Below are 21446 nucleotides of genomic sequence, written 5' to 3' on the forward strand. Positions count from 1 at the left end.
GGCTTGAGTGGGAAGTCGGGCCGGCCGACTTCCCACTCCACCAGGGGGGCGGGCTACTGACTGCGGCCGCTGACGTAGAGGGGCTTCATGTCGACGGCCGTCGCGGTGGCGGTGTGCCCCAGGCCCTCGCGGGCGGCGTTGGTGAGCACGCCGGGGTCGGCCTCGGCGTGCTCGGCGAACAGGCCGCCGAGGCCCCGGGCGCGGGCGTACTCGGCCTTGGCGCGGACGGAGCGCGGGGTGTCGAGGGAGAGGAAGACGCCGGTGCTCGGGTTGTGGAGGTAGTCGGCGTCGGCGGAGATGTCCGTGTACAGCTCGAAGCCGTTGCGGCCCTCGCCCTGCTCCAGGTCGAGGTAGTTGCGCAGCACGTCGGCGTAGGTGCTCGTGCCGGGGGCGAAGGAGCCGACCGTCTGGCCCGACGCGGTGTCGTACGTGCCGCGCAGGGGCGAGCTGCGGGTGAGCCGGGCCCGCTTGGCGTTGCGGGTGGTGGTGGCGTAGCCGAGGTGGATGCGGTGCGGGGCCACGCCGGCGTGCTCGATCAGGTGGGTGACGGCGTTGTCGACGCAGTCCGTCTGGCTGCTGCTCGGGTCGCGGCGAAGCGAGGTGTGGTGCCCGAGCCCGGCGGACCAGGGGCTGCCGAAGAAGTCGAAGGACATCAGGTCCAGCCGGTCGGCGCCGGCCTCGACCAGGAGCGGGACGTTCATCGCGTCCAGTTGGGCGGCGGAGGCCGGCACCGCGACGGCGATCGTCGCGTTCCGGTCGGCGGCGGACAGCGCGGCCCTGGTCTCGCGGATGAGCTCGGCGAAGTTCCCGGCGTCCTCCGGGCCGTACCCGGCCTCCGGGGCGCCGGCCGAGCCGGGCCAGCGCCAGTCCAGGTGGAGGGTGGAGAACATCGGGAAGGCGCGGAAGATCCGTACCACGGACTGGGCGAACCGCCGCCGGGAGGCGGGCTCCTGCGCGATGGCGTGGAAGGCCTCGCTCAGGTCCCAGCCGCCGATGTGCAGTCCGACCGCGAGGTCCGGGTTGCGCTCCTTGAGACGACGGGCGGCGCCCAGCAGGCCCTGGGCCTGCTGCTGGGTGAACAGGTCCTGGTAGTCGTTGGAGACCCAGCCGTCGAACCCGTAGCCGAGGTAGGCGGCCGCCGCGCTCCAGGCGTCGATGAAGGTCACGGCGCCGCGCTCGGAGGAGGCGATGCCGAAGTCCTGGGCGGCCTGGGCGGTGGCGGGCCCCAGGCTGCCCCGGCCGCCGACGAGGCCGACCAGGCCGAGCACGATCTCGTCGAAGGCGCCGTTCGCGGCCTCCAGCCGGGTGACGTCCGCGCCCGGCCCGCCGGTGGGGCCTCCGCTGTCGTCGGTCAGGCGGCTGTCGTAGGCCCAGGTGGTGTCCAGGAAGCCGGACACGGTCTGCTCGCCGCTGCGCCGGTAGGTGTTGAAGGCGGGCTTGGCGACCCGGCAGGGGGTGAAGGAGAGCTTCGAGTCCTCCCGCGCCGGGTCGAAGCCGTTCATCTCGTACGTGCGCTCGGCCGCGTCCACCGCCTGGCCGTTGAGGCCGGGGTCGGACGGGTACACCAGCTCGCTCATGACAGTTCTCCCTGCATCGCGCTAGCGGAAAGTGCCCGGTGTGGTGCCGGGCGTGACCGTGCTTGAGCAGGGTAGTGACCGGATCGGGCGATGCGGGCGGGTTCGGGTGAACTAGTTGACGAGACGTCAGGGGCGCGGTAGCCGGCTCTGTACTCGCAAAGCTACGGTCCTGTCGCCGCTGCTCTGGACGCACGTGAACCATACAGGTTCGAGCTCGACACGAACCCCCGCCTGGACCTCGGCCCTCGCATCACCGTGCCCGGACAGCAGGTGGCCGAGGAAGCGCCGGTGGCAGGCCAACAGCCCGCACGTCGAAGGGCGGCCCCGGCCTGGACAGCCGGGACCGCCCTTCGACGTACTCGGTGTTGCCGCCTACGCGGCGACCAGGTGCTGTTCGGCACCAGCCTCGATCACCGTCACGCAGGTGGTGAATGCCCCGTCTGGCTGCTTCCACGGGTCGGGGACGTCGTGGCCTTCGAGGTAGAGCGCCAGTTTCGGCGCGGTGCCGGCGTCGGCGAGTTCGCGCAGCGCGTCCAGGACGGCGCCGTCCATGGCGAGCACGACATCGGCCCAGTCGAGGAGTTCGGAGCTGACCTGGACGCCCCGGTGGCCGGTGAGGTCGTAGCCGGCGCGGGCGGCGGCAGCGACCATGGTCGGGTGGGCGCCCTCGCCGAGGTGCCAGTTCCTGATGGCGGCGGCCCGGGTCTCGACCGCCGGCCCGCCGTGGTGTGCGAGGACGGCGGCGGCGAGCGGGGCCCGGCAGTGGCCGCCCTTGCAGACCGTCAGGAGCCTTCGGGGCCGCCGAGCCTGGCCGTCGGCGCTCACCGGGCCGACACCTTCTCGACCTCGATGGCGAGCACGCCGAGGGCTTCCTTCTCGGCAGGGAAGATCTCCCGGATCGCCTGAAGCTGTTCGGCGCGTCCGGCGGTCGGGTTGATGGCTTCGGCGCGCTCGTGGTCGAACATCTCGTCAAAGCTGTTGTAGCGGCTGACGCGCTTGACCCGGGTGAGGGTGTTCTCGTCGCGGCAGGTGAAGCGGATCTGGTCGCCGGCCTTGATCCGCAGCATCGAGGTGTAGGCGACGCGGACCTCGATCGTCTTGGAGCCGTTGGCGATGAGGTCGTAGTACCGCTTGTAGATCGGCATGTCGCGGGCGCGGGTGGCGGTGGCGAGGTTGGCAGGGCGCGAGGTCATGAGTCGTCCTAACTCTTGAGCGGTGAAGGAGCGGAAGAAGTGCTTGGGGTCGGCCAGCAGGCCGCCGACGAGCCACAGGAGCGCGTCCACATAACCGTCGGTGGTGCCGGGCCAGTCGGTGGTGGAGAGCATCCAGGGCTCGACGCCGGGGAAGTCGGAAGGTCCCCCGGCGGCTCGTATCAGGGACTTGGAGAGCTTGCCACCGGAGTCGGAGAGCACCTGCGGCGTGAAGATCCGCACCGGCATGCCGCCGGCCGGGGTGCCCAGCGTGGCGAGCGCGCCGTCCACGAGCTGGCATCCGAACGCCCAGTCGCCGCCCTTGAGCATCACGTGCAGCGTGGTGGTGTCCCGGGCGAAGCTGCGTTCCTTGACCAGGTTGCGGTAGAGCGTGGCCAGGTCGAGGTAGCCGCCGTCGACGGGGTCGATGCACAGCTCGTAGCTGCCGTGGTCGTGGCAGACCGCGGTGAAGATGGCGCCGGCGTCGTCCAGCCGGGCCAGGCGGGTGCGCTCGGCGCGCTTCTCCGCCCAGCCGCAGGCGGGGCAGGGCAGGCGGGTGTGGACGACGCCGGTGGACGGGTTGAGCCACCACCGCAGGTCGTCCAGCACCTCCAGGGTGCGCAGGAACTCCGCGCGGAACGCGGGACTCGCCTGCTGGTCGGTGTAGGTCTCGGTGGCGTACTCGACGTCGGTGGCGTCGCTCAGCGAGTCGAAGAAGGGCCGGTAGTAGCCCCCGATCAGGTCGGTGACGCCGTCCTTGCCCAGCGCGTGGAAGTAGGTCTGCTGGTAGGCATGGTGGGTCTCGGGGTCGAGGGTGATGTCGTAGGGCGCGTTGTCCAGCGCCGAGAACCGGACCGCCGTGTCCACCCTGAAGGTACGGCGGGCCTGCTGGGCGAGGAGGAACGCGCTCGACTGGACGAGGTTGGTTCCCAGGTGCGGTGCGCCGTTGATCTGCGTGCCGACGACGAACTCGATCCGGGCCGGGCGCATGGCCTGCACGCGGGGACGGATCATGTCGACGGTGCGCAGGAGAGCGTTCGCGAGGACGCTGTTCGGGGAGATCAGGGTCGGTGCTGTGTGCTCGGGCATCGCGGGTGGTTCTCCTCTACATCGGCAGACGGAGGTTGGCGCGGATGAACTCCAGGCGGGCCGACGCCTCGTCGGCGGGGACGAACACCGGCTCGTAGCCGGCGTCGTAGTAGCCCTGGACGATCAGCTCGTGGACCCGGCTGATCTCGCGGTCCTTGGCGAACACCACGTCGCTCTCGTCCTCGAACGTGGACAGCGGGTCCAGGACGAACACGGTGTCGTAGCGGTAGATCCGGGTGGCCTCCTCCAGCTCCGGGTACGGGGAGAGGCCGAAGAACCGGTCCCAGCCGTAGCCGTCGGGGATGCCCCGGTTGTAGAACCGCAGGCCCGCCTTGTGCGCGCAGTACTCGTCCACGAACGCCCGCAGAACCTCGCGGGAGTAGTCGCGCCGGTCGCCGACCTCCAGGTGGCGGCCCAGACGCTCGCGGTGCGCGCGGTAGATCTCGCGTGCCGGCTCGCCCTCGGTGGCCGGCAGGCCGGCCGCGGCGATGGCCTCGAAGATGGCTTCCTTGCCGGCACTGGGGCCGCCGGTGATGACGTAGCGGCGAGCCGTGCCCTTGGGACTGTCGTGCGGGGTGCTCACAGGGCCGTCTCCTCTTCCTCGGGACCGGCGGTCAGCGCGGTCCGCCACGTGGTCAGCAGGTCCACGCCGCCGGGGGCCGCGTGGACGGCGAGCATGAACAGGTGGGTACCGGCTGCTGACGCCGCGTCGGTGACCAACGCGGTTTCGATCGGCGAGAGCTTCGGGGTCCAGCCGGCGAGCGCCGCCAGCTCGTGCGGGGCGGCTTCGCCGTCGGGCAGCAACGCGGCGCCGTAGGCCGCGCGGTAGCGGCGGGCCTCGGCCTGCAACTGGCCGTAGCGCCACAGCGCCGAGTCGGAGGCCGCGGTGGCCTCGCCCTGGTCGCCCATGCTGGCCTGACGCTCGACGGCGAGCAGTTCGGCCCGCAGCCCGTACACGCACGCCCACAGCCTCGTGAGGGCTTCCTCGTGCTCGGAGGCCTCCCAGGCGAAGACGTCGCGCGGCAGCAGCCGGCGGCGCCGGCCGGGGCGGACCGGTGGCGGGGACGCCCAGGGCTTCAACTGGGCAGCGGCGTCCCGCTCCAGCGCGTGGGCGAGCGCGGTGAGGAGCTGCGGCTCGACCCGCTTGCGAAAGTGGTGGACCTCGCGGTCCGCCGCCGTCGCCGCGGCTTCGCGGCGAAGAGTCAGGTTCGAGCCCGCCACGGCGGGCGGCAGGCCGAACAGGGCTTTCGCCGGCCCGCGCAGCCCTTCCGGCTCCAGCCGTGCCAGGACGCGACGCAGCACCCAGTCGAGCGCTTCGGTGCGGGCGGCTGGACTGGTGTCCTCCCCGGCCCTCGCGGTGACGCTCGCCAGCGCGGTCAGCCGTGGCCAGTCGCCGCCCGGCTCCAACGGCAGGCCCTTACGGGCCAGCAGGCGCAGTTCTTCGGTCAGGCCGGACGCTTCACGTTCGGCCAGGGAAGCGGATCGTTGTTCGACGGCGGTCGTCATGATCGGTGGCTCACCCCTTCCTCGGTGTGAGGAATCCAGTGAAGCACCGGTGCCCAGAAAGAGCCCAGTAGTGTGCCCAGAAAACACCCAGTCTGGTGAAGGGAGTTGACGCTACGTCGATTATTTTCGCGTCGGGCGTCAAGAGCCTTCGTTGAACGAAGGTCGCCGACTCGAGATCGAAAATACCGCCGTGCTGCACGAGCGCCTGGACACCATCACCCGGGCAGGCGGCAGGTGTTCCACGTCTTCGCCGCCCTGGCCGAGTTCATTCCCCCGACCGGCCACCCGCCGTACGCGCGCACCCTGAGAAGCGCATCGTGCTGATGATCCGACCGCACGGCCGTCGCGCAACGAGTCGCGACAGCACCAGGGCCCGGCCGTGGCGGACGGGCCCTGGTGGGGTGGTGGTGCGGTGGGCTCAGGCGGTGAAGCGGGGGTCGCGGGCTTCGATGGCCTGGACGAAGGCGGTCCATTCGGCCTGGTCGAAGGCGAGGTGGGGGCGGCCGGGGTTCTTGTCGTCGCCGAGCCAGACGTCGCCGTTGGGGAAGCGGGCGATGATCACGCAGTTGCCATTGGAGTCGCCGGAGAAGGGGGACTTGGTCCAGTCGGCGTCGGCGGGGTTGTGATCGTAGGGGTCGTGCCGGTCGGGCATGTGGGCCTCCCGGTGGCCAGTTAGGCGGTGAAGCGGGGGTCGCGGGCTTCGATGGCCTGGATGAAGGCGGTCCATTCGGCCTGGTCGAAGGCGAGGTGGGGGCGGTTCGGGTTTTTGTCGTCGCCGAGCCAGATGTCGCCGTTGTCGAAGCGCGCGATGATGACGCAACTGCCGTTGTCGTCCCCGGAGAAGGGGGACTTGACCCAGGCGGCAGAGGCGGGATCGTGGTTGTACGGGTCGCGCTTTTCGGTCACGTCAACTCTTCCAACTTGCGCTCAAGGGCTGCGATGGTCTCCTCTGGAGACAGCGCGCACCGCTTGACTCGGGCGAATGCCCGCTCGGCTCGCCGCACATCGCGTCCGGTTCTACGCGGGAGCATACCTCCGACTGCTTCGACGAAGACGAAGCCGTCCTCGGGCTCGTCCGGGAACCGCATGAGAACAAGCCCCGAGGTGAGAATGCCTTGGCGTCCAGCGCTCAGGGGAACCATGTGCACTGCGACGTTGGGGTACTGGGCTACCTTGATCGTGTGGCGAATCTGGTCAGTGAGCACTTTCTGGTCACCGGCTACCAGGAGAGCCACTTCGCCGAAGTATGCCTCGAAGTTGAGAACCGGCTCCTTGATCAGCCTGCGCTGACGCAGTATCCGGACTTCGGTAGCAGTCTCGATCTGCTCCTCGTTGGGAGCGCTCAGACCCGCCGCGATCATTTCTTTCGCGTAGCCCTCGGTCTGGAGCAGTCCGGGAAACGCTGACAGGAAGTACTCCTGCATATGTGAAGCGTCAGACTCAAGCGCGAGATACTCGGCGAACGCAGCGGTGATCGAGTTGGCGAAGTCCAGATTGCGCCACCACTGTTTGGTTGGACCGTCACTGAGAAGGCTCTCGAAGTCCTCGCGCTCCTGGCCAGTGATGCCGTAGTGGTCCAGCAGCACCTTCAGGTCGGCGCCGCTGATCTGCTGGTGGGCACGCTCGATTCTGCTGAGGCGAGCGGCGTTCCAACCCTTCAGGCCCTCCGTGACCTCGGTCAAGGTCTTGTTGTTGTACAGCCTCCAGTTGCGCAGCTCGTCGCCGAGGCGGATCTGCCTGATCGCTGACAGGTCCTTGCTCAAGTGGCGCCCCTCCCTCTGAGTGTGGGTCCAGTCTCGCCATGATGCGCAGGTGGCTCAACTCGTTTCAAGATCCACGGAATTGTTGTGGCGTTCGGGTTGCAGGTTCGAATTGACATGCTCCACACTCACTGTGACCGCACGAACACGCCACTGAAGGTGTGGGGTGACTCATGTCCACCTTGCGTAACCCGGTCCTCCGAACCTGGGAGACCACCCTCACCGAGCACGAGACCTCGGTCCGTACCGCCCGCCGCCTGGTCCGTGACCAGCTCACCTCCTGGGGCTGGGTCGGTGACCCGGTCGACGACCTCGTCCTCATCGCCTCCGAGTTCGTGACCAACGCCGTCGTCCACGCCTGTCACGGCGACGGCGAAGTCCGGCTCTACCTCCAGGAGTTCGACGGCGACTGCCGCCTCGAAGTCTGGGACCCCCGCAGCGACCTCCCGCTCCTGGAGCGGCGTCCGGGCCGTTTCAACGAGTGCGGCCGCGGGATCGAACTCGCCCGCCGGCTCGCCGTCGACTTCGGGGTGGTCGCGCGGTGCGGCACGGGCAAGCGCGTCTGGGCGCGCGTCCTCCGCACCGCGAACAGCAACGTTCCCTCGCCCGAAAGTTGAGCGTCATCAAGCTCGCCACCACGGCTGCGATCACCGCCGCCAGCCTCGCCCTCGCCTGCTTCGCCTCGGACCTCGTTCCGCCGCGCGAGCCGGCCACCGCCGACGTCGTCTGGTGGACCACCCTGGCCGCCGCCCTGATGACCGGCATCAACCGCCACAGCGACAACTCCGACGACGACAACGACTGAACCGAGGCCGCTCACCCCATGACGACCATGCACCCCGCCGCCATCGCCTTCCGCGACCAGGCGGCCCTCCGCGCCCGCTGCGACATCGGCAACGTCCGCAGAGTCCACGGCGAGCCCGACTACGAGAACGGAGCCGTCGTCCCCGCCGGCGACTGGTCCCCGCTTCCCGAGGACCACCCCGAGCGCTACGCGCCGGGCTCCTTCACCAAGGACAGCGGCCTGGTCGAGTTCTTCCGCCTCCCCGGGACCGTCACCGACGTCCACACCGTCGCCGCGCTCGTCGACCTCCTCGGCGATCCGCTGCACGTCGCCCTGGACGAGGCCGACGACCCGCCCGGCGAGTTGGTCACCCACCGGTTGCCCGAGAACGGCCTGTGCCTCGGCCTGCATGTCGACAACCACCAGAACCTGCCGTACCCGGACCGCGACACCGCCCGCCGCCTCTGCGTCAACCTCGGCCCCGGCAGCCGCCACCTCCTGCTCGCGGACACCGACATCAAGTCCATCTGCCGTACCGTCCACGACCGTTACGAGACCCACTGCCCCCACACCGACGACCTGCGGATGTTCGTCGCCCTGCGCAAGCCGCTCAAGCTGCTGCGGGTCCGCATCGACCCGGGGGAGGGCTGGCTCGCCCCGACCGCCGTGCTGCCGTACGACGAGTCCACGGAAGGTGCGGAAGGTCAGGGCCGGTGGTCCACCACCGCGTCCTGGCTCGGCCACTGGGGGCGCGACCTCTTCGACCCGCTGATCTGATCGCGCGCCGATCACTCTCCGCACACACCCCGATCGGTGGGGCGGGCGCGGGCCGCACCGTTGCGCACTTTGGAGCGCGGCAAATCCGAGGGGCGCGCAAGAGGTGCCACGCGCCTTTGTTCGCGCCCCTTTACGGTCGAGATCCCTCGCGTGCCCGGCCTCGACGATCCGGGGCTGCCAGCGACTATCTGACCGCGCGTTCGGGCAGGCTCGGGCGGACACCGATCGAAGGAGGCCGTGATGGCCGCAGTGCACGAATCCGTACTCGACGCGATCGGCGGGACACCGCTGTTCCGCCTCGCCCGGCTCGGCGCCGGGCTGCCCGCGCCGATCTACGCCAAGGCCGAGTTCCTCAACATCGGAGGCAGCGTCAAGGACCGCGCCGCGCTGTCCATGGTGCTGGCCGCCGAGCGGGACGGCCTGCTGCGGCCGGGCGGGACGATCGTCGAGGCGACCTCCGGCAACACCGGCATCGGGCTGGCCATCGTCGGGCGGCAGCGCGGCTACCGGGTGATCGCCGGGGTGTCCGACAAGTCGGCGCCCGAGAAGTCCGACATCCTGCGGGCGTACGGCGCCGAGGTGGTGCTCGCCCCGACGGCCGTGCCCGCCGAGGACCCGGCGCACCTGTTCAACGTCGTGCAGCGGCTGGTGGAGGAGATCCCCGGCGCCTGGCTCGCCAACCAGTACGACAACCTGGCCAATCCTGACGCCCATGTGCGCACCACCGGTCCCGAGATCTGGGAGCAGACCGGCGGCCGGGTGACCCACTTCGTCGCGGGCGTCGGCACCGGCGGGACCGTCACCGGCACCGGCGGGTACCTCCAGCAGGTGTCCGGCGGCTCTGTGACCGTGGTCGGCGCGGACCCGGAGTCCTCGATGTACGGGGGCGGGGACGGCAGCCCGTGGTTCGTCGAGAGCATCGGGCACTTCCTCCACCCCGGCACCGTCGAGGACCGCTGGCCGCAGGCCTACCGGTCGGAGGTGGTGGACGCCTTCGAGCGCATCCCGGACCGCGAGTCGCTGCTGACGGCCCGTCGGCTCGCCCGCGAGGAGGGCATCCTGGCCGGGCCCTCCTCGGGCACGGCGGTGGCGGCGGCGCTGCGGGTCGCGCGGCGGCTCGGGCCGGACGACCTGGTGGTGGTGCTGCTGCCGGACTCCGGGCGCTCGTACCTGTCCAAGGTGCACAGCGACGACTGGATGCGGCAGTGGGGTTTCCTGGAGGCGGAATCGGGGTCGGAGGCGGCGAACAGCCTTCGGTCGCTGCTCGCCGGGGCCGGCCCGCTGGTCGCGGTCGACGCCGGCGCGACGGTCGGCGAGGCACTGGAGACGCTGCGCGCCGTGCCCGACGGGGTGGCGCCGGTGGTGCTGGCGCGGGCGGCGAGGCCGTACGGGGTGAGCGCGACGGAGGTGGTCGGCTCGGTGTCGCGGGCGGTGCTGGCGGCGGCGCTCGCGGACGGCAGTGCCAAGCCGGGCGATCCGTTGGGTGGTCCGTCGGGTGATTCGCCGGGTGGTCCGTTGGGCGCACTGCTCGGGCCGGCGCTGCCGGCGGTGGGCGTCGGGCAGTCGCCGGCCGAGGCGCGGGCGGCGCTGGGGGGCGCGCACGAGGCCGTGTTGGTGCTGGTCGACGGGCGGGCGGTGGCGGTGCTGTCGCGGGCGCGGCTTGGGGGCGGGGTCTGAGGGCGGGGCCGTTCGGCGGGCTCAGCGGGCTCAGCGGGGCGTCGGCGGGGCCAGGATGGCCGTGATCACCCGGTCCAGCGAGCGGTCGAAGGCGGCGTCCGGATCGGAGGGCGGTCCGGACGCCGCGAACGCCTGGGCCAGGTGCGGGTATTCGCCGCTCATGGCGGCCCGGGTGAGGTAACCGACCAGCTCTGCCTGCCACTTGGCGCCTGAGGCCGCCGTCTGCTCGTACTGGGCGTACTGGCAGACGAAGCCGTTGAACAGGGCCATGGCCTCCATCCGGGCGCCGCCGTCCAGGCCGGTGGAGGCGGTGACGGCGAGGAAGTGGTCGGTGTAGCGCAGGGCGTTGGGGCCGATGCCCGGGCGGGCGAGCACCAGGGCCGGCAGCCAGGGGTGGCGGCGGAAGATGGCGAGTTGCTGGCGGGCGAGCGCCGCCAGGTCGGCGCGGACGTCGCCGCTCGGCGCGGCCGGCAGCTCGTACTCGGCGGTGACGGCGTCGAGCATGAGGTCGAGCAGGTGCTCCTTCTTCGGCACGTAGTTGTAGAGCGACATGGTGCCCGCCCCGAGGGCGGCTGCGACCCGGCGCATGGAGGCGGCGTCCAGGCCCTCCGCGTCGGCGATCTCGACGGCCGCGGCGGCGATGGACGTCCGGCTGTGGGCCGGTTTCGGCCCGCGGCCGGTGCGTTCGGGGCGCAGCCAGATCAGTTCGGGCGCCTCGGGGGCGGCCGGGCGCTCGCTGGTGCTGGGGGGTTCGTTGGACGGCACTGGGTGATCACCTCGCCCCCCATCTTAGATACGTACGACGTACGTAGTAGCATCTGACCCACGCTTCTACGTACGCTGTACCTAGAGAAGGGGCAGAGCCATGTCCGACACCGCCCGACCCGCCATCGAGATGGCAGGCGTGGAGAAACGATTCGGGACCACCGAGGCCCTCCGCGGCCTCGACCTCGCCGTTCCCGCCGGCACCGTCTGCGGGCTGCTCGGCCCCAACGGCGCCGGCAAGACCACCGCCGTCCGCGTCCTCGCCACCCTCGTCGCCCCCGACCGGGGCATCGTCCGCGTCGCCGGCCACGACGTCGTCAGCGCCGCCGAGGACGTCCGCCGGGCCATCGGGCTCGCCGGGCAGTACGCCGCCGTCGACGAGGGCATCACCGGGCGCGACAACCTCCACCTGTTCGGCCGGCTGCACCGCCTCGGCGCCCGCCGCGCCCGTGCCCGCGCCGACGAACTGCTCGAACGCTTCGACCTCACCGAGGCCGGCGACCGGCTCGTCCGCACCTACTCCGGCGGCATGCGCCGGCGCCTCGACCTCATCGCCAGCCTGGTCACCAGCCCCCCGGTGCTCTTCCTCGACGAGCCGACCACCGGGCTCGACCCGCGCAGCCGTCAGGAAATCTGGGACACCGTCAAGGAGTTGGCCGACGGGGGCACCACCGTGCTGCTCACCACCCAGTACCTGGAGGAGGCCGACCGGCTCGCCGACGACATCGTCGTCGTCGATCACGGCGCCGCCATCGCCACCGGCCCACCGGCCCGGCTCAAGGCCGCGATCGGCAGTCAGCTGTCCGTCACCCTCGCCGACCCGGCCCAACTCGCCGCCGCCGCCGTGGTGCTGTCCACCCTCTCGGGCGGCGACGCGCACGTGGACGCGGCCGAACGGACCGTGACGGTGCTGACCCAGCCCGGCGTGTCCGTCCTGCTGCCCTCGCTGGTACGGGAGTTGGACACCGTCGGGATCACCGCCGAGGACGCCGCCGTACGGGCCCCCTCGCTGGACGACGTGTTCCTCGCGCTCACCCGCGAATCCGCCGAAACCCTGAGGAGGGCCGCCTGATGGCCGCCGTGTACGCCCCCGCGCCGATGCCGTCCCGCCCCGCCCGGCTGGCCGTCGACACCTGGACGTCGATGCTCCGCATCCTCCTCAACTACCGCCACTCGCCAGGCCTGTTGGCCGCCTCGCTGGGCGTCCCCGTGATCATGGTGGTGGTCTTCGGGTACGTCTTCGGCAGCGCCATGCGGATCCCGGGCGGCGGCGACTACCGCGAGTTCCTGATGCCCGGCCTGTTCGCCATGGTCGCCACCAACGGCGTCATGGTGACCATGGTCGGCGCCGCCCGCGACGTCGGCCGCGGCATCACCGACCGGCTGCGCTCCATGCCCGTCTCCCGCACCGGACTGCTGCTCGGGCAGACCCTCGCCGACCTGCTGGTCAGCGTCGTCGTCCTGACCCTCCTCGCGCTCGTCGGCCTCGCCGCCGGCTGGCGCGTGCGCGAGGGCGCCGGGGACGCGGCGGGCGCGTTCGCCCTGCTGCTGCTCTTCCGCTTCGTGATGACCTGGGTCGGCACCTGCCTCGGCCTGGCCATCGGCAAGGAGGACGCCGCCGGCCAACTCTCCGTCGCGGTCTTCCCGATCGCGATGGTCACCAACGCCTACGTCCCCACCGGCGGCATGCCCGGGTGGCTGCGGGTCGTCGCCGACTGGAACCCGGTGAGCGCCGTCGTCCAGGCCTGCCGCGAACTCTTCGGCAACCCCTCGGCGGCCGGCGACGCCTGGCCCATGCAGCACGCCGTCCTCGTCGCGCTGCTCTGGAGCGGACTGCTGCTCGCGCTCTGCGTGCCGCTCGCCGTACGGAAGTTCGCGACGCACGGGCGCTGAGCGGGCGGTCGGCTGTTCGTCCGTCCGTCCGTCCGTCCGTCTGTCAGTCCGTCAGTCAGTCTGTCGGTCCGTCCGTTCGTTCGCCTGTTTCGTCTGACGGAATGTGCTGGACACCGACGCCGGTACGGCCGAAGGTGGGCGCCATGGAGTACACCCACCTCGGCCGCACCGGCCTGACCGTCTCCCGACTCTGCCTGGGCACCATGAACTTCGGCCCCCACGCCGAGGAGTCGGAGGCCCACCGCATCATGGACACCGCCCACGAGCGGGGCATCAACTTCTTCGACACCGCCAACGCCTACGGCCGCGACAGCGAGGGCAACCTCAGGGGCCGGACCGAGGAGATCATCGGCCGCTGGTTCGCCCAGGGCGGCGGCCGCCGCGAACGCACCGTCCTCGCCACCAAGGTGTACGGGGCGATGGGCGACTGGCCCAACGAGGGCAAGCTCTCCGCCCTCGCCATCCGCCGCGCCGTCGAGGCCAGCCTGCGGCGCCTGAACACCGACCACATCGACCTCTACCAGATGCACCACATCGACCGGGACACGCCCTGGGAGGAGATCTGGCAGGCGATGGAGGTCCTGGTCGCCCAGGGCAAGATCATCTACGTCGGCTCCAGCAACTTCGCCGGCTGGCACCTCGCCCAGGCCCAGGAGGCCGCCCGCTCCCGGCACTTCCTCGGCCTGGTGAGCGAACAGTCGCTCTACAACCTCCTCGACCGCACCATCGAACTGGAGGTCATCCCCGCCCTCCAGCACTACGGCCTCGGCCTGCTGCCCTGGTCCCCGCTGCGCGGCGGCCTCCTCGGCGGCGTCCTCCGCAAGGAACGCGAAGGCACCCGCGTCCGCGGCGCCCAGCCCCAGGCCGACGCACTCCTCGCCACCCACCGCGACCGCCTCCAGGCCTACGAGGACCTCGCCGCCGACCTCGGCACCGAGCCCGCCGACCTCGCCCTCGCCTGGCTCCTCACCCGCCCCGCCGTCACCGCCCCCATCATCGGCCCCCGCACCCCCGCCCACCTCGACGCCGCCGTCGCCGCCCTCGACCTGAAACTCGACCAGAAGACCCTCGACCGCCTCGACGAACTCTTCCCCGGCCACCAGCCGGCCCCGGAGGACTACGCCTGGTAGCCGCGCACGGGCGCTGTCCTGCCCCGGCGGTACGACCGGGGCAGGACAGCGGGGCAGGACATCGGCGAGGTCAACCGGCGCCGTTCGAGGAGGCGTCGGGCCAGTCGGTCAGGCCCAGCTGCGGCCATCTCGTCGCCGGTACCCTCCGGTTAGTCGATGGCCCGGGGCACGGCAGTGTGTGGACCGAACCCGAGTCGAGGACGCAGTACGACGACCAGCTCGCTGCCCGCGCCTCACCTGGGTCGACCAGCGTCACGGCCCAGAGCAGCACGTTGTCGTCCCCGGGCAGGCGGTCGACGGCGGATCCTGCGAGGAGGATGGCGTTGGGCCCTCCGCCGGCGAACCCGGGATCGGTCAGTAGGAGGTCACCGGTGGACGGGTCGGTGAAGTCCAGATGGTGGCCGGTCCAGTGACCCCTGAGCGCCTCCGTGAGCCGGCGGCTTGGGACGGGCTGGGAGACCGGGTCGGCGAAGCGCCCGTACGCCGGCGGTCCGGCGTGGCTCCCCGGGTGATTGACGACGGTCGGCAGTGGGACGGACCAGTCGACGCGCGGCACGCCGAACTCGGGTCGGGTGTAGTACTCCGCCAGGAAGCTCTGGCCCGGCCAGTTCTCCAGAGGCCGCAGCCGCCTCGGCACGCCGTCGCCCTGCGTCAACGCCCCGCTGAGTGCGCTCCGTGGCACCAGGTGTGACTCGACCCGCAGCACGGGAGGGATCCGGGGGATCCGGTGCGCGGGCGAGGCACGCCGCCAGGAGTCGGTGGGGCGGATGATGTGTGGCGGTAGATGCAGGCGTGGCAGGTCCTCCTTCGGCTGGTCCTCCTCGCTGCGCAGGTGGTGGAGACCGTTGAGCAGCAGCCATGGTGCGCCGTTGGGATCGGATCGGATGAGCACCTCTGCCAGAGATGCCGGAGGTCCGACCGTCGAGGCCACCGCCTCGGCGGCCGAGAACGGCGGTGTCCACCAGTTCCCTGATCGTGCAGAGGTGTTGAGCTGGGTCCTCCACCCTGCGCCAAGGGTCGGATCGACGGCGCGCCGACAGTATCGGGCCTCCTCCTGTTCTTCCGGATCCGGCGGGGACGCCGTCTGCAGGACACGGGTGGCCTGTTCGGCGAACCACTCCTGTTGAGCACGCTGGAGGGCCTTGGCCACGGCGGGGCTGGAGGTGTCGAACTCCCCGGCGTCGGTTCTGTGGAGAAGTCGGCTGGGCAGTCCGAGGGTGAGGAACCACGCCCGAGAGGCCAGCCAGGACTGACGGGGCCTCGGGCTTTCTTCCTCGAACGGACACCAGGAGAGCGTCGAGGCCGCCCGCGCGATGATTCGGCTGCCGAAGGGGAGGACCGCTACACGCGGGCGGCGCAGAGGGACGGCGGGGAAGGTGCTGTCTGCGATGGCGTCCGGGCGGAGCACCCCCCGGACGGAGAGGACCGCGTCGTGGATGCGCAGGTGCGGCCGAGCGATCGCACGCGTGATCGCAGCTGTGATCGGATCCGTGATCCGGTGGTCCGAGCCCGTGGGCGAGCTGCGGGCGAGGGCCCCGTATGCGGCGAGCCAAGTCGCCTCCGCCACGAGTTCGTCCCGGTGGTGGCCCGATCGGGTGAGCTGTCGGCCGATCAGTTCCGGCCGGTTCACCCAGAGGTCCGCCGCCGTGCGAATGCAGGCGTCGCGGAAGCTGTGGTGGCCGACGCCGGAGAGCCAGAGCAGCAGCGAGGTGACCTCTTCGACCACTGCGTCGCCCCGAGGGCCGATGGATTCGGCCCAGTGGACGAGCCTGCGGAGAAGGGCGATTCCGTTCGGATCGGCGAGGAGGTCGACGATGGGCCCCGCGAATCGGCGCTCAAACCGGCTACGGCGCCAGCCGGTCAGCTGATCCTGCAGGAACTCCACGCCCAGCGGGTGCTTGTGGCAGGTCGCGTTCACCAGGATGGAGTACAGCGCACTCGGGGCGGACCCGGGGTCGCGGAGCTGCCGGATCAGGAAGGCCCGGGATGAGCGGCCGGCCCGCTTCGGGTCCCGGCCCTCCAGTGACTCCAGAACCGCGTCCGCGACGAGGGACCGATGTCGACGGGGCACCAGGTCCGACAGCTCGGCGCCCTCGACGACATGCGGTGCCGCACCCGCCAGCGCCTCCAGCATCCTCTGATGGTCGGCACGTTGGCCGGACTCCGGATCGCCGTCGCGCGCCCGGTGCACCGCGTGAACGATCCGGGCGACGGCCCTGGAGGGACGTCGGCCACGAAGCAGGTTCACGGCTCGGACGTGTTCGGCGAACCGCTGGATCGCGAAGCGGACGCGCCGGGTGTTCGGATCCAGGGCCAGTACGCCCGCGTTCTCCAGCCAGCGCAGGAGCACGGCCGGATCGCTCAATCCGGGTGTGTCTGACAGGGCTTGGCAGGCGGCGCGGTATTCGAGGGTGCCCTCCTCGCCGACCCGTTCGGACAGGACCTCGCAGGCGAGGGTGACCAGGGGCGGCGGGGCCGGCGACGGACCGGCGCGGAGCGCGTGCGCCTCGTCCAGGTGTGCGGCGTAGTCGCCGTCGAGGATGAGCAGCCAGGACTGGAAGAGGTCGCCGACGGTCGGTGTGACGATCGGCCCGGGGGCCGGCTGAGGGGAGCGGTGCAGACACCAGGCCAGCACGGCGAGCATCAGCGGTCGGCGCAGTTCGGAGACGTCTGGCGGGAGCAGCAGTTCCGGGAGCCCGTACATGTCCTGGTACACCCGCCAGGCCTGGCCTGGGCGGGAGATCCCGGGATTCCAGAGGAAGCCATGGACCCGGGTGCCGGCCGCCTCCGAGGTGCCCACGGGGCCGGCCGGTCGGGTGTCCATCCGGACGGTGCCGACCAGAGTCACCAGTGGGTAGCACCGCACCAGTTCGGCCAGGGAGGCGAACGCCGTCCGGACGTCCCCGTGCAGGCAGCGGGCCTCGTTCAACGCGTCGATTGCGAGCACGGCGCGACGGCCGGTCAGCAGGGCCTGTTGTTGGAGGGCCGCGAGCAGGTCGCGCAGGCCGTGGGCCCGGGTGCCGGGTGAGACCCGAAGGGGGAGTTGGGCCTCGAAAGCCTCGTCCGGACCGAACTCGTGTCCACAGACGAAGGCCGTGGGCGCGCCGTCCGTGATGCGTTCCTGGACCCAGCCGCCCAGCCCGTAGGACTTGCCGGTTCCCCAACCGCCGCCGACGAGGAGGGCGCCGGTCTGTCGGGCCGCGAGGGCGGGGTCGTCGCATACGGTCCGGAGCCGGTGCCCGCAGGTCTGGAGGTCGTCGAGCGCGGCGAGCAGACGGCCCGCGGAATCGCGTTGCACGTACGGGAGCGAGTCGAACGGCTTGGCGGCGCACACGGCGGCCAGCAGCTCGTCGTACATGGCGGTGATGCTCTCGGTCACCCGGCCGCAGAGTCGGAGCACCTGGTCGATCTGTCTGCGAACGGACTGCGGGTCGGTTCGGCTCTCCGTGTTGAGCAGGTTCGCGGTCGCGTCCAGCTGTTCGGCGCAGAGGGCGCGGTCGCTGTCGGAACGGGTCCATCTCCGGCCGGCCTGCGCTGCCGGACCGGCGGACGGTGCGGGCAGGTCGTCGAGCGCCGGGCGCCAGCCGTCCCATACCCGAAGGACGGATGCGGTCTCGGCAAGCCGGTTCGCGAGTGCCGAAGGGTCGTCGAGCTCGGCGAGGGCGTCGGACAGGAAGGTGGCGAGCGGCGGAGTCTGGATGTCGACCCGCCCCCGATGGCGGCGAACGGTGCGGGCGGCGGCCGCGGCGTGCCGGTGAAGGTCGGACAGCCGCAGGTAGGCGGGGTCGAAGTACGCCGGAATGGCCTCCTCGGCGAGCGATACGAGGGCGCGCTCGATATCGCTTCTGGTGTAGGCGAGGAACCGCATGGGCGAACCGGGGCGCGCACGGTCCACCTGCGCCGCCCACCGCTCGGCCGCCGCCCGCCACTGCTTCGTGCCAGGTGCGGCGCCTCCCCCGGCGGTGAGGTCCTGCGGGAGGAAGACCAGGAGGTCGGTGAGGTCAGGGTGGTGGGTGAGGGCCGATTTGACGGACTCGTCCACGGCACCGAGTGCGGAGCTCAGTTTTCCGTGGTATTTCGCCTGGATCCCGACCATCCGACCGTCCGCGAGCCGCGCGCAGGCCTCCAGTCCGCCGTCCGGGGGCCGGAGAGCCAGCAGCGTCCCGGCGATGGCGGGGGCGAAGTCGCGTTCGAGGATCGCGGGGAAGAGATGGACGCAGAGCTTCTCGAACACCTGGGCCGGTGCGGCCCCGAGGTCGCTACGGAGCCGGGTGAGATCTACTCCGAGAGGCAATTCGCAGTCCTTTCCGCGGAGCTTGGCCTGTGGAGGGGGACGGCGCGGGGAACCGACGGCCCCCGCGCCTCAGGTCACGCCAGAGAACGGGCGATGCGGTCCCAGGTCTCGACCTGGGCCATCGCATCGGTGACGAGATCGAGCGCGGCGGCGATGTCTCGGCCCGGCCCGTGGAGAGTGGGAGCGGTGGTGGTGAGCCAGTCCAGGGTGATGCGGAGGAGCCGGAGGGTTTCGAGAGCCTCGCGGGCGAACCGGGACATGTGGGTGAGCTGGCGTGCGACGTCACGGTTCTGGATGTTGTCGCGGGTCTGTGGATGGTGGTCGAGTCTGCTGAGCGCGGTGTGTACGGCGGCATCGATGTCGGGAATCAGCGCGGCGAACTCCGCAGCGCAGGACCTGAGTTCCACGGCGGGGCGGGCGATCGCGGTGCTGAGGCGTTCGGCTGCCGTGCCGTCCGGTGCGGTGGCCAGGTCCGGCACGAGCTCCTCGGCGAGCGCGGCGATGTCGTTCACCAGCCCGGTAACCGCCTTGAGGCCCTCGGTCAGTGGGGGCATGGTCGTCTGGAACGTGGCGAAGAGGTCGGTCGGGGTGGTGACGGCGGTCGGCGTCGGCTCCTGCCGGGAACGGAGGCCGAGCAGGATCCGCACGGGGAGGAACGGCGTGAAGCCGTCCCGGAGGGCTCGGACCAGTGCGCCCTGGAGATCCCGGCGGGCGTGTGCGAGACCGGTCTCGGATCGCTCGAACACGACCCTGCCAGTGCGTGGAAGGCCGGGCGGTTGCCGATTGCGTTCACCGATCTGGAGGGTGGGCCGCCCGGTGGTGTGGCGCAGACCGAGCTCGTACATGACGGACGGCCTGCCGTCGGTCACGTCGGCGATGACGATGTCGGCCCCGAGTACCTGCCGGTAGCGCAGCTCGTCCGGCTGGGCAGGGTACGAGCGGAGTGGCCGGAGACCGAGGGCGGCACAGGCGGGGCGGACGATCCGCTGGTAGACCTCCAGGCCGGCGTCGTACGCGTTGCGGTCCCCGGCGGGACCGATCACGACACAGGTCAGGTGGCCCTGGGAAGGCTCCGGGACACTGGGCTTGGGTACCGTGGCCGCAGCGATCATGCGAGGTCCTTCCAGCTGAGCCCCGGGAGCGGTGGCGCAATTGTCAGGTGGGACAAGTCATCCTCATAGATGGGGAGTTCATCGATGCCGAGGGCGCTGAGCAGTCCGACGGTGGGCACCCGGTAGCGGTGCCCGGCGCGGACCACCGGGCAGGGGAAGACTCCGCGGTGAACGAGGTTGTAAGCGGTGCCCAGACAGATGCCGAACGCGCGCGCGGCGGTCCGCAGGTCGACGGCCAGCGGGAGCCCGAACAGCTCGGGGAAGGTGAGTGCCCCCTGGGCGTGGGTGGTCATCGGTCGGCCCCCGCCGGGCGGAGGGGGAGCGTCCCGAGCCGCGGGCCCCGGCGGCGCCGATGGGCGTGCTGGACGACCTCGCGCAGGCCGAGGTGGTCGGCGAGTTCGCCGAGCCGCGCGCCCTCGATCGCCGAGCGGGAGGAGAGGCGCAGCGGTGCGGTCAGGCCGTCCGGGCGGTCCGGCGGGGTGATCGCGAGATCCCACAGGTCCTCGGCCGACTCCGAGGTGCGGGCGTCGGCCACCGCGACGATGTCCTCGACCGGCCGTCCGCCCGAGGCCGAGCGGCGGGCGAAGTCCCATCCCCGGCGGCCCGCAGCCTTGAGCAGCTGCGGGCCGACGTCGGGGTCGTCCGGGGAGACCTCGGCCAGCCGTTCGATCAGGGCGAGCATGACCTCGGATTCGACATCGCGCCGGTCCGCGCCCAGCCGGGCCGAGGCCTGGCGGGCGACCCGCTGAAGCCGAGGCAGGGCGAGCCAGACCACGGCCTCGACCCACCCGGCTACCTCCGTCGAGCCGATGGCCATGGCCAGCGAGTCGTGCTGAGCGAGTGCGACGGCACGACGCCAGATCTCGCGGCGCAGCGACTCGTCAACCGGCTGCTCGTAGAGGGCTGCGCGCGCCTGCGGCAGCTCGAGGAGGCGGGTTGCTCCGCCGACCTCGACCTGGAGAGCGTTCGGCCGCAAATGGGCGGCGCTGGTCACCCGCTGGTGGATGACGTCGAGCACACTGTTGTACGTGATCAGAGCCATGGGGCGGTTCCTCCAGTCGAACGGTGCGGGTCGATGTAGGGCTTGAGCGCCGAGTGAAAGCGGTTGATCGCTCGGGAAAGCCTTCCGACTTCCCTGGGCGGCTGGTGTGGGGCGCTGTCGGGGGCGATGAGGAGGTTGCCTGAGGGGGTGGGGATGTACAGCCACGCCCGACGGGCGAACTCCTTGTCGGGGACGGTCGCCAGGATGCGGCGGAACCGGTCGGGGTGCAGGCCGGTGTGCCGGGACACGACCGCGTCCTCGTACACCCGGTCGGAGACGATCGCCACCAGGTGCGTCGTCTCCTCACTGGCCTTGGCCAGGACGGCCTTGACCTCCTGGGAGTCGAGCAGTCGGTGCAGTTCGTTCCTCGCAGGCCCGTTCCCCTCGCCGGGTACGCCTTCGGGCGCCACGTGGCCGGAGTGGACGCTGACCCGCATCCGCAGTCGGACGTGGCCCGAATCGGCGTTGTGCTTGGCGAGCTTCTCGTCGAGGCGGTCGAGGAAGGGGTGGACGACGAATCCCAGCAGTGTGGGATCGAAGCCGAACGTGACCCCGTCGCCGGAGTTGACGGGGAACCGCTTTGTGGTCCGGAGGTCGTCGAGGCCGGCTGCGGTGAGGGCGGCGTCCAGGATCTCCTCAAGGTAGGCACTGACCGGTGCGTGGACGGCGCCGGGCAAACTGGTGAAGCCCTTCAGGTCGACGCAGAGCAGGCCGGAGAGCGGCGGCAGGGGCCGACTGACGATGCCGGGGAGTGACGGGGGTTCGGGCATGGCGGTCTCCAGGAACGCAATGTTCGGCGGTCGCCGGGCTGACGACGAAGAGTCTGCGGTCGGCCGGCGAGGATTAGGGG

General features: G+C 71.2%; 21 protein-coding genes. 7 read left to right on the forward strand and 14 right to left on the reverse strand.

What is annotated here, in order from left to right; genetic code table 11:
- Nucleotides 1–53: 53 nt before the first annotated feature.
- The 8 genes from AB0O19_RS07125 to AB0O19_RS07160 form a co-directional block, all read right to left on the reverse strand.
- Nucleotides 54–1577: a glycosyl hydrolase family 18 protein gene (locus AB0O19_RS07125; RefSeq protein WP_363618324.1), complete on the reverse strand. Its 1524-nt coding sequence runs from the start codon at nt 1575–1577 to the stop codon at nt 54–56.
- A 372-nt stretch (nt 1578–1949) separates the two neighbouring features.
- A complete protein-coding gene (locus AB0O19_RS07130; RefSeq protein ID WP_363618326.1) occupies nt 1950–2402 on the reverse strand; it encodes a low molecular weight phosphotyrosine protein phosphatase in 453 nt (150 codons plus the stop codon).
- On the reverse strand, nt 2399–3856 hold the full coding sequence (locus AB0O19_RS07135) for an ASCH domain-containing protein (protein WP_363618328.1): 1458 nt from the start codon (nt 3854–3856) through the stop codon (nt 2399–2401). The genes AB0O19_RS07130 and AB0O19_RS07135 overlap by 4 nt, the downstream gene beginning before the upstream one ends.
- A 16-nt stretch (nt 3857–3872) precedes the next feature.
- Nucleotides 3873–4439 (reverse strand): ATP-binding protein, encoded by a 567-nt coding sequence (locus AB0O19_RS07140; RefSeq protein ID WP_363618330.1) that lies wholly within the window; start codon nt 4437–4439, stop codon nt 3873–3875.
- Nucleotides 4436–5362, reverse strand: a complete 927-nt coding sequence (locus AB0O19_RS07145) for a hypothetical protein (protein ID WP_363618332.1) — start codon at nt 5360–5362, stop codon at nt 4436–4438. The genes AB0O19_RS07140 and AB0O19_RS07145 overlap by 4 nt, the downstream gene beginning before the upstream one ends.
- Before the next feature lie 418 nt (nt 5363–5780).
- The gene (locus AB0O19_RS07150) at nt 5781–6014 is read right to left on the reverse strand and encodes a DUF397 domain-containing protein (RefSeq protein ID WP_363618334.1); all 234 of its coding nucleotides are present in this window, start codon (nt 6012–6014) and stop codon (nt 5781–5783) included.
- A 20-nt stretch (nt 6015–6034) separates the two neighbouring features.
- Entirely contained in the window at nt 6035–6268 is a 234-nt protein-coding gene (locus AB0O19_RS07155) for a DUF397 domain-containing protein (RefSeq protein WP_363618336.1), read from the reverse strand.
- Nucleotides 6265–7125: a helix-turn-helix transcriptional regulator gene (locus AB0O19_RS07160; RefSeq protein WP_363618338.1), complete on the reverse strand. Its 861-nt coding sequence runs from the start codon at nt 7123–7125 to the stop codon at nt 6265–6267. Before AB0O19_RS07160 ends, AB0O19_RS07155 begins: the two co-directional genes overlap by 4 nt.
- Before the next feature lie 170 nt (nt 7126–7295).
- Here AB0O19_RS07160 and AB0O19_RS07165 point away from each other — a divergent pair, with 170 nt between their 5' ends.
- From AB0O19_RS07165 to AB0O19_RS07180, 4 genes are all read left to right on the forward strand, one after another.
- Nucleotides 7296–7739 carry an ATP-binding protein gene (locus AB0O19_RS07165; RefSeq protein WP_363618340.1) on the forward strand — a complete coding sequence of 148 codons (444 nt, stop codon included), beginning with the start codon at nt 7296–7298 and terminating at the stop codon, nt 7737–7739.
- The gene (locus tag AB0O19_RS07170) at nt 7736–7927 is read left to right on the forward strand and encodes a hypothetical protein (protein ID WP_350887235.1); all 192 of its coding nucleotides are present in this window, start codon (nt 7736–7738) and stop codon (nt 7925–7927) included. The genes AB0O19_RS07165 and AB0O19_RS07170 overlap by 4 nt, the downstream gene beginning before the upstream one ends.
- A gap of 18 nt (nt 7928–7945) precedes the next feature.
- Nucleotides 7946–8683 carry a hypothetical protein gene (locus tag AB0O19_RS07175; RefSeq protein ID WP_363618342.1) on the forward strand — a complete coding sequence of 246 codons (738 nt, stop codon included), beginning with the start codon at nt 7946–7948 and terminating at the stop codon, nt 8681–8683.
- Nucleotides 8684–8923: 240 nt separating this feature from the next.
- Nucleotides 8924–10360 carry a pyridoxal-phosphate dependent enzyme gene (locus AB0O19_RS07180; RefSeq protein WP_363618344.1) on the forward strand — a complete coding sequence of 479 codons (1437 nt, stop codon included), beginning with the start codon at nt 8924–8926 and terminating at the stop codon, nt 10358–10360.
- Between the two features lie 30 nt (nt 10361–10390).
- Here the strand turns inward: AB0O19_RS07180 and AB0O19_RS07185 are convergent, their stop codons facing one another.
- Complete coding sequence (locus AB0O19_RS07185; protein WP_363583190.1) at nt 10391–11125, reverse strand: TetR/AcrR family transcriptional regulator C-terminal domain-containing protein; 735 nt, start codon at nt 11123–11125, stop codon at nt 10391–10393.
- Between the two features lie 100 nt (nt 11126–11225).
- Here AB0O19_RS07185 and AB0O19_RS07190 point away from each other — a divergent pair, with 100 nt between their 5' ends.
- The 3 genes from AB0O19_RS07190 to AB0O19_RS07200 all read left to right on the forward strand — a co-directional run bounded on the left by AB0O19_RS07190 (nt 11226) and on the right by AB0O19_RS07200 (nt 14148).
- Nucleotides 11226–12197 (forward strand): ATP-binding cassette domain-containing protein, encoded by a 972-nt coding sequence (locus tag AB0O19_RS07190; protein ID WP_363618346.1) that lies wholly within the window; start codon nt 11226–11228, stop codon nt 12195–12197.
- Entirely contained in the window at nt 12197–13018 is an 822-nt protein-coding gene (locus AB0O19_RS07195; RefSeq protein ID WP_350887249.1) for an ABC transporter permease, read from the forward strand. The genes AB0O19_RS07190 and AB0O19_RS07195 overlap by 1 nt, the downstream gene beginning before the upstream one ends.
- Before the next feature lie 143 nt (nt 13019–13161).
- On the forward strand, nt 13162–14148 hold the full coding sequence (locus tag AB0O19_RS07200; protein WP_363618349.1) for an aldo/keto reductase: 987 nt from the start codon (nt 13162–13164) through the stop codon (nt 14146–14148).
- 70 nt (nt 14149–14218) lie between these two features.
- On the opposite strand, the gene AB0O19_RS07205 is transcribed toward AB0O19_RS07200, so the two are convergent.
- The 5 genes from AB0O19_RS07205 to AB0O19_RS07225 form a co-directional block, all read right to left on the reverse strand.
- Complete coding sequence (locus AB0O19_RS07205) at nt 14219–18442, reverse strand: hypothetical protein (RefSeq protein WP_363618351.1); 4224 nt, start codon at nt 18440–18442, stop codon at nt 14219–14221.
- Nucleotides 18443–18516: 74 nt separating this feature from the next.
- Nucleotides 18517–19554, reverse strand: a complete 1038-nt coding sequence (locus AB0O19_RS07210; RefSeq protein WP_363618353.1) for a hypothetical protein — start codon at nt 19552–19554, stop codon at nt 18517–18519.
- On the reverse strand, nt 19551–19847 hold the full coding sequence (locus AB0O19_RS07215) for a DNA-binding protein (protein WP_363583201.1): 297 nt from the start codon (nt 19845–19847) through the stop codon (nt 19551–19553). Before AB0O19_RS07215 ends, AB0O19_RS07210 begins: the two co-directional genes overlap by 4 nt.
- Entirely contained in the window at nt 19844–20596 is a 753-nt protein-coding gene (locus tag AB0O19_RS07220) for a hypothetical protein (RefSeq protein WP_363618355.1), read from the reverse strand. The genes AB0O19_RS07215 and AB0O19_RS07220 overlap by 4 nt, the downstream gene beginning before the upstream one ends.
- Nucleotides 20587–21366 (reverse strand): hypothetical protein, encoded by a 780-nt coding sequence (locus tag AB0O19_RS07225; RefSeq protein ID WP_363583205.1) that lies wholly within the window; start codon nt 21364–21366, stop codon nt 20587–20589. The genes AB0O19_RS07220 and AB0O19_RS07225 overlap by 10 nt, the downstream gene beginning before the upstream one ends.
- Between the last annotated feature and the right edge of the window lie 80 nt (nt 21367–21446).

The sequence above is a fragment of the Kitasatospora sp. NPDC091276 genome, from assembly GCF_040684355.1.
Lineage (GTDB): Bacteria > Actinomycetota > Actinomycetes > Streptomycetales > Streptomycetaceae > Kitasatospora.

Coding starts and splice junctions, on each gene's coding strand:
- AB0O19_RS07145 (WP_363618332.1), bottom strand. CDS start 5,362: ATGACGACCGCCGTCGAACAACGATCCGCTTCCCTGGCCGAACGTGAA.
- AB0O19_RS07225 (WP_363583205.1), bottom strand. CDS start 21,366: ATGCCCGAACCCCCGTCACTCCCCGGCATCGTCAGTCGGCCCCTGCCG.
- AB0O19_RS07175 (WP_363618342.1), top strand. CDS start 7,946: ATGACGACCATGCACCCCGCCGCCATCGCCTTCCGCGACCAGGCGGCC.
- AB0O19_RS07135 (WP_363618328.1), bottom strand. CDS start 3,856: ATGCCCGAGCACACAGCACCGACCCTGATCTCCCCGAACAGCGTCCTC.
- AB0O19_RS07190 (WP_363618346.1), top strand. CDS start 11,226: ATGTCCGACACCGCCCGACCCGCCATCGAGATGGCAGGCGTGGAGAAA.
- AB0O19_RS07165 (WP_363618340.1), top strand. CDS start 7,296: ATGTCCACCTTGCGTAACCCGGTCCTCCGAACCTGGGAGACCACCCTC.
- AB0O19_RS07125 (WP_363618324.1), bottom strand. CDS start 1,577: ATGAGCGAGCTGGTGTACCCGTCCGACCCCGGCCTCAACGGCCAGGCG.
- AB0O19_RS07180 (WP_363618344.1), top strand. CDS start 8,924: ATGGCCGCAGTGCACGAATCCGTACTCGACGCGATCGGCGGGACACCG.
- AB0O19_RS07195 (WP_350887249.1), top strand. CDS start 12,197: ATGGCCGCCGTGTACGCCCCCGCGCCGATGCCGTCCCGCCCCGCCCGG.
- AB0O19_RS07210 (WP_363618353.1), bottom strand. CDS start 19,554: ATGATCGCTGCGGCCACGGTACCCAAGCCCAGTGTCCCGGAGCCTTCC.
- AB0O19_RS07215 (WP_363583201.1), bottom strand. CDS start 19,847: ATGACCACCCACGCCCAGGGGGCACTCACCTTCCCCGAGCTGTTCGGG.
- AB0O19_RS07220 (WP_363618355.1), bottom strand. CDS start 20,596: ATGGCTCTGATCACGTACAACAGTGTGCTCGACGTCATCCACCAGCGG.
- AB0O19_RS07150 (WP_363618334.1), bottom strand. CDS start 6,014: ATGCCCGACCGGCACGACCCCTACGATCACAACCCCGCCGACGCCGAC.
- AB0O19_RS07200 (WP_363618349.1), top strand. CDS start 13,162: ATGGAGTACACCCACCTCGGCCGCACCGGCCTGACCGTCTCCCGACTC.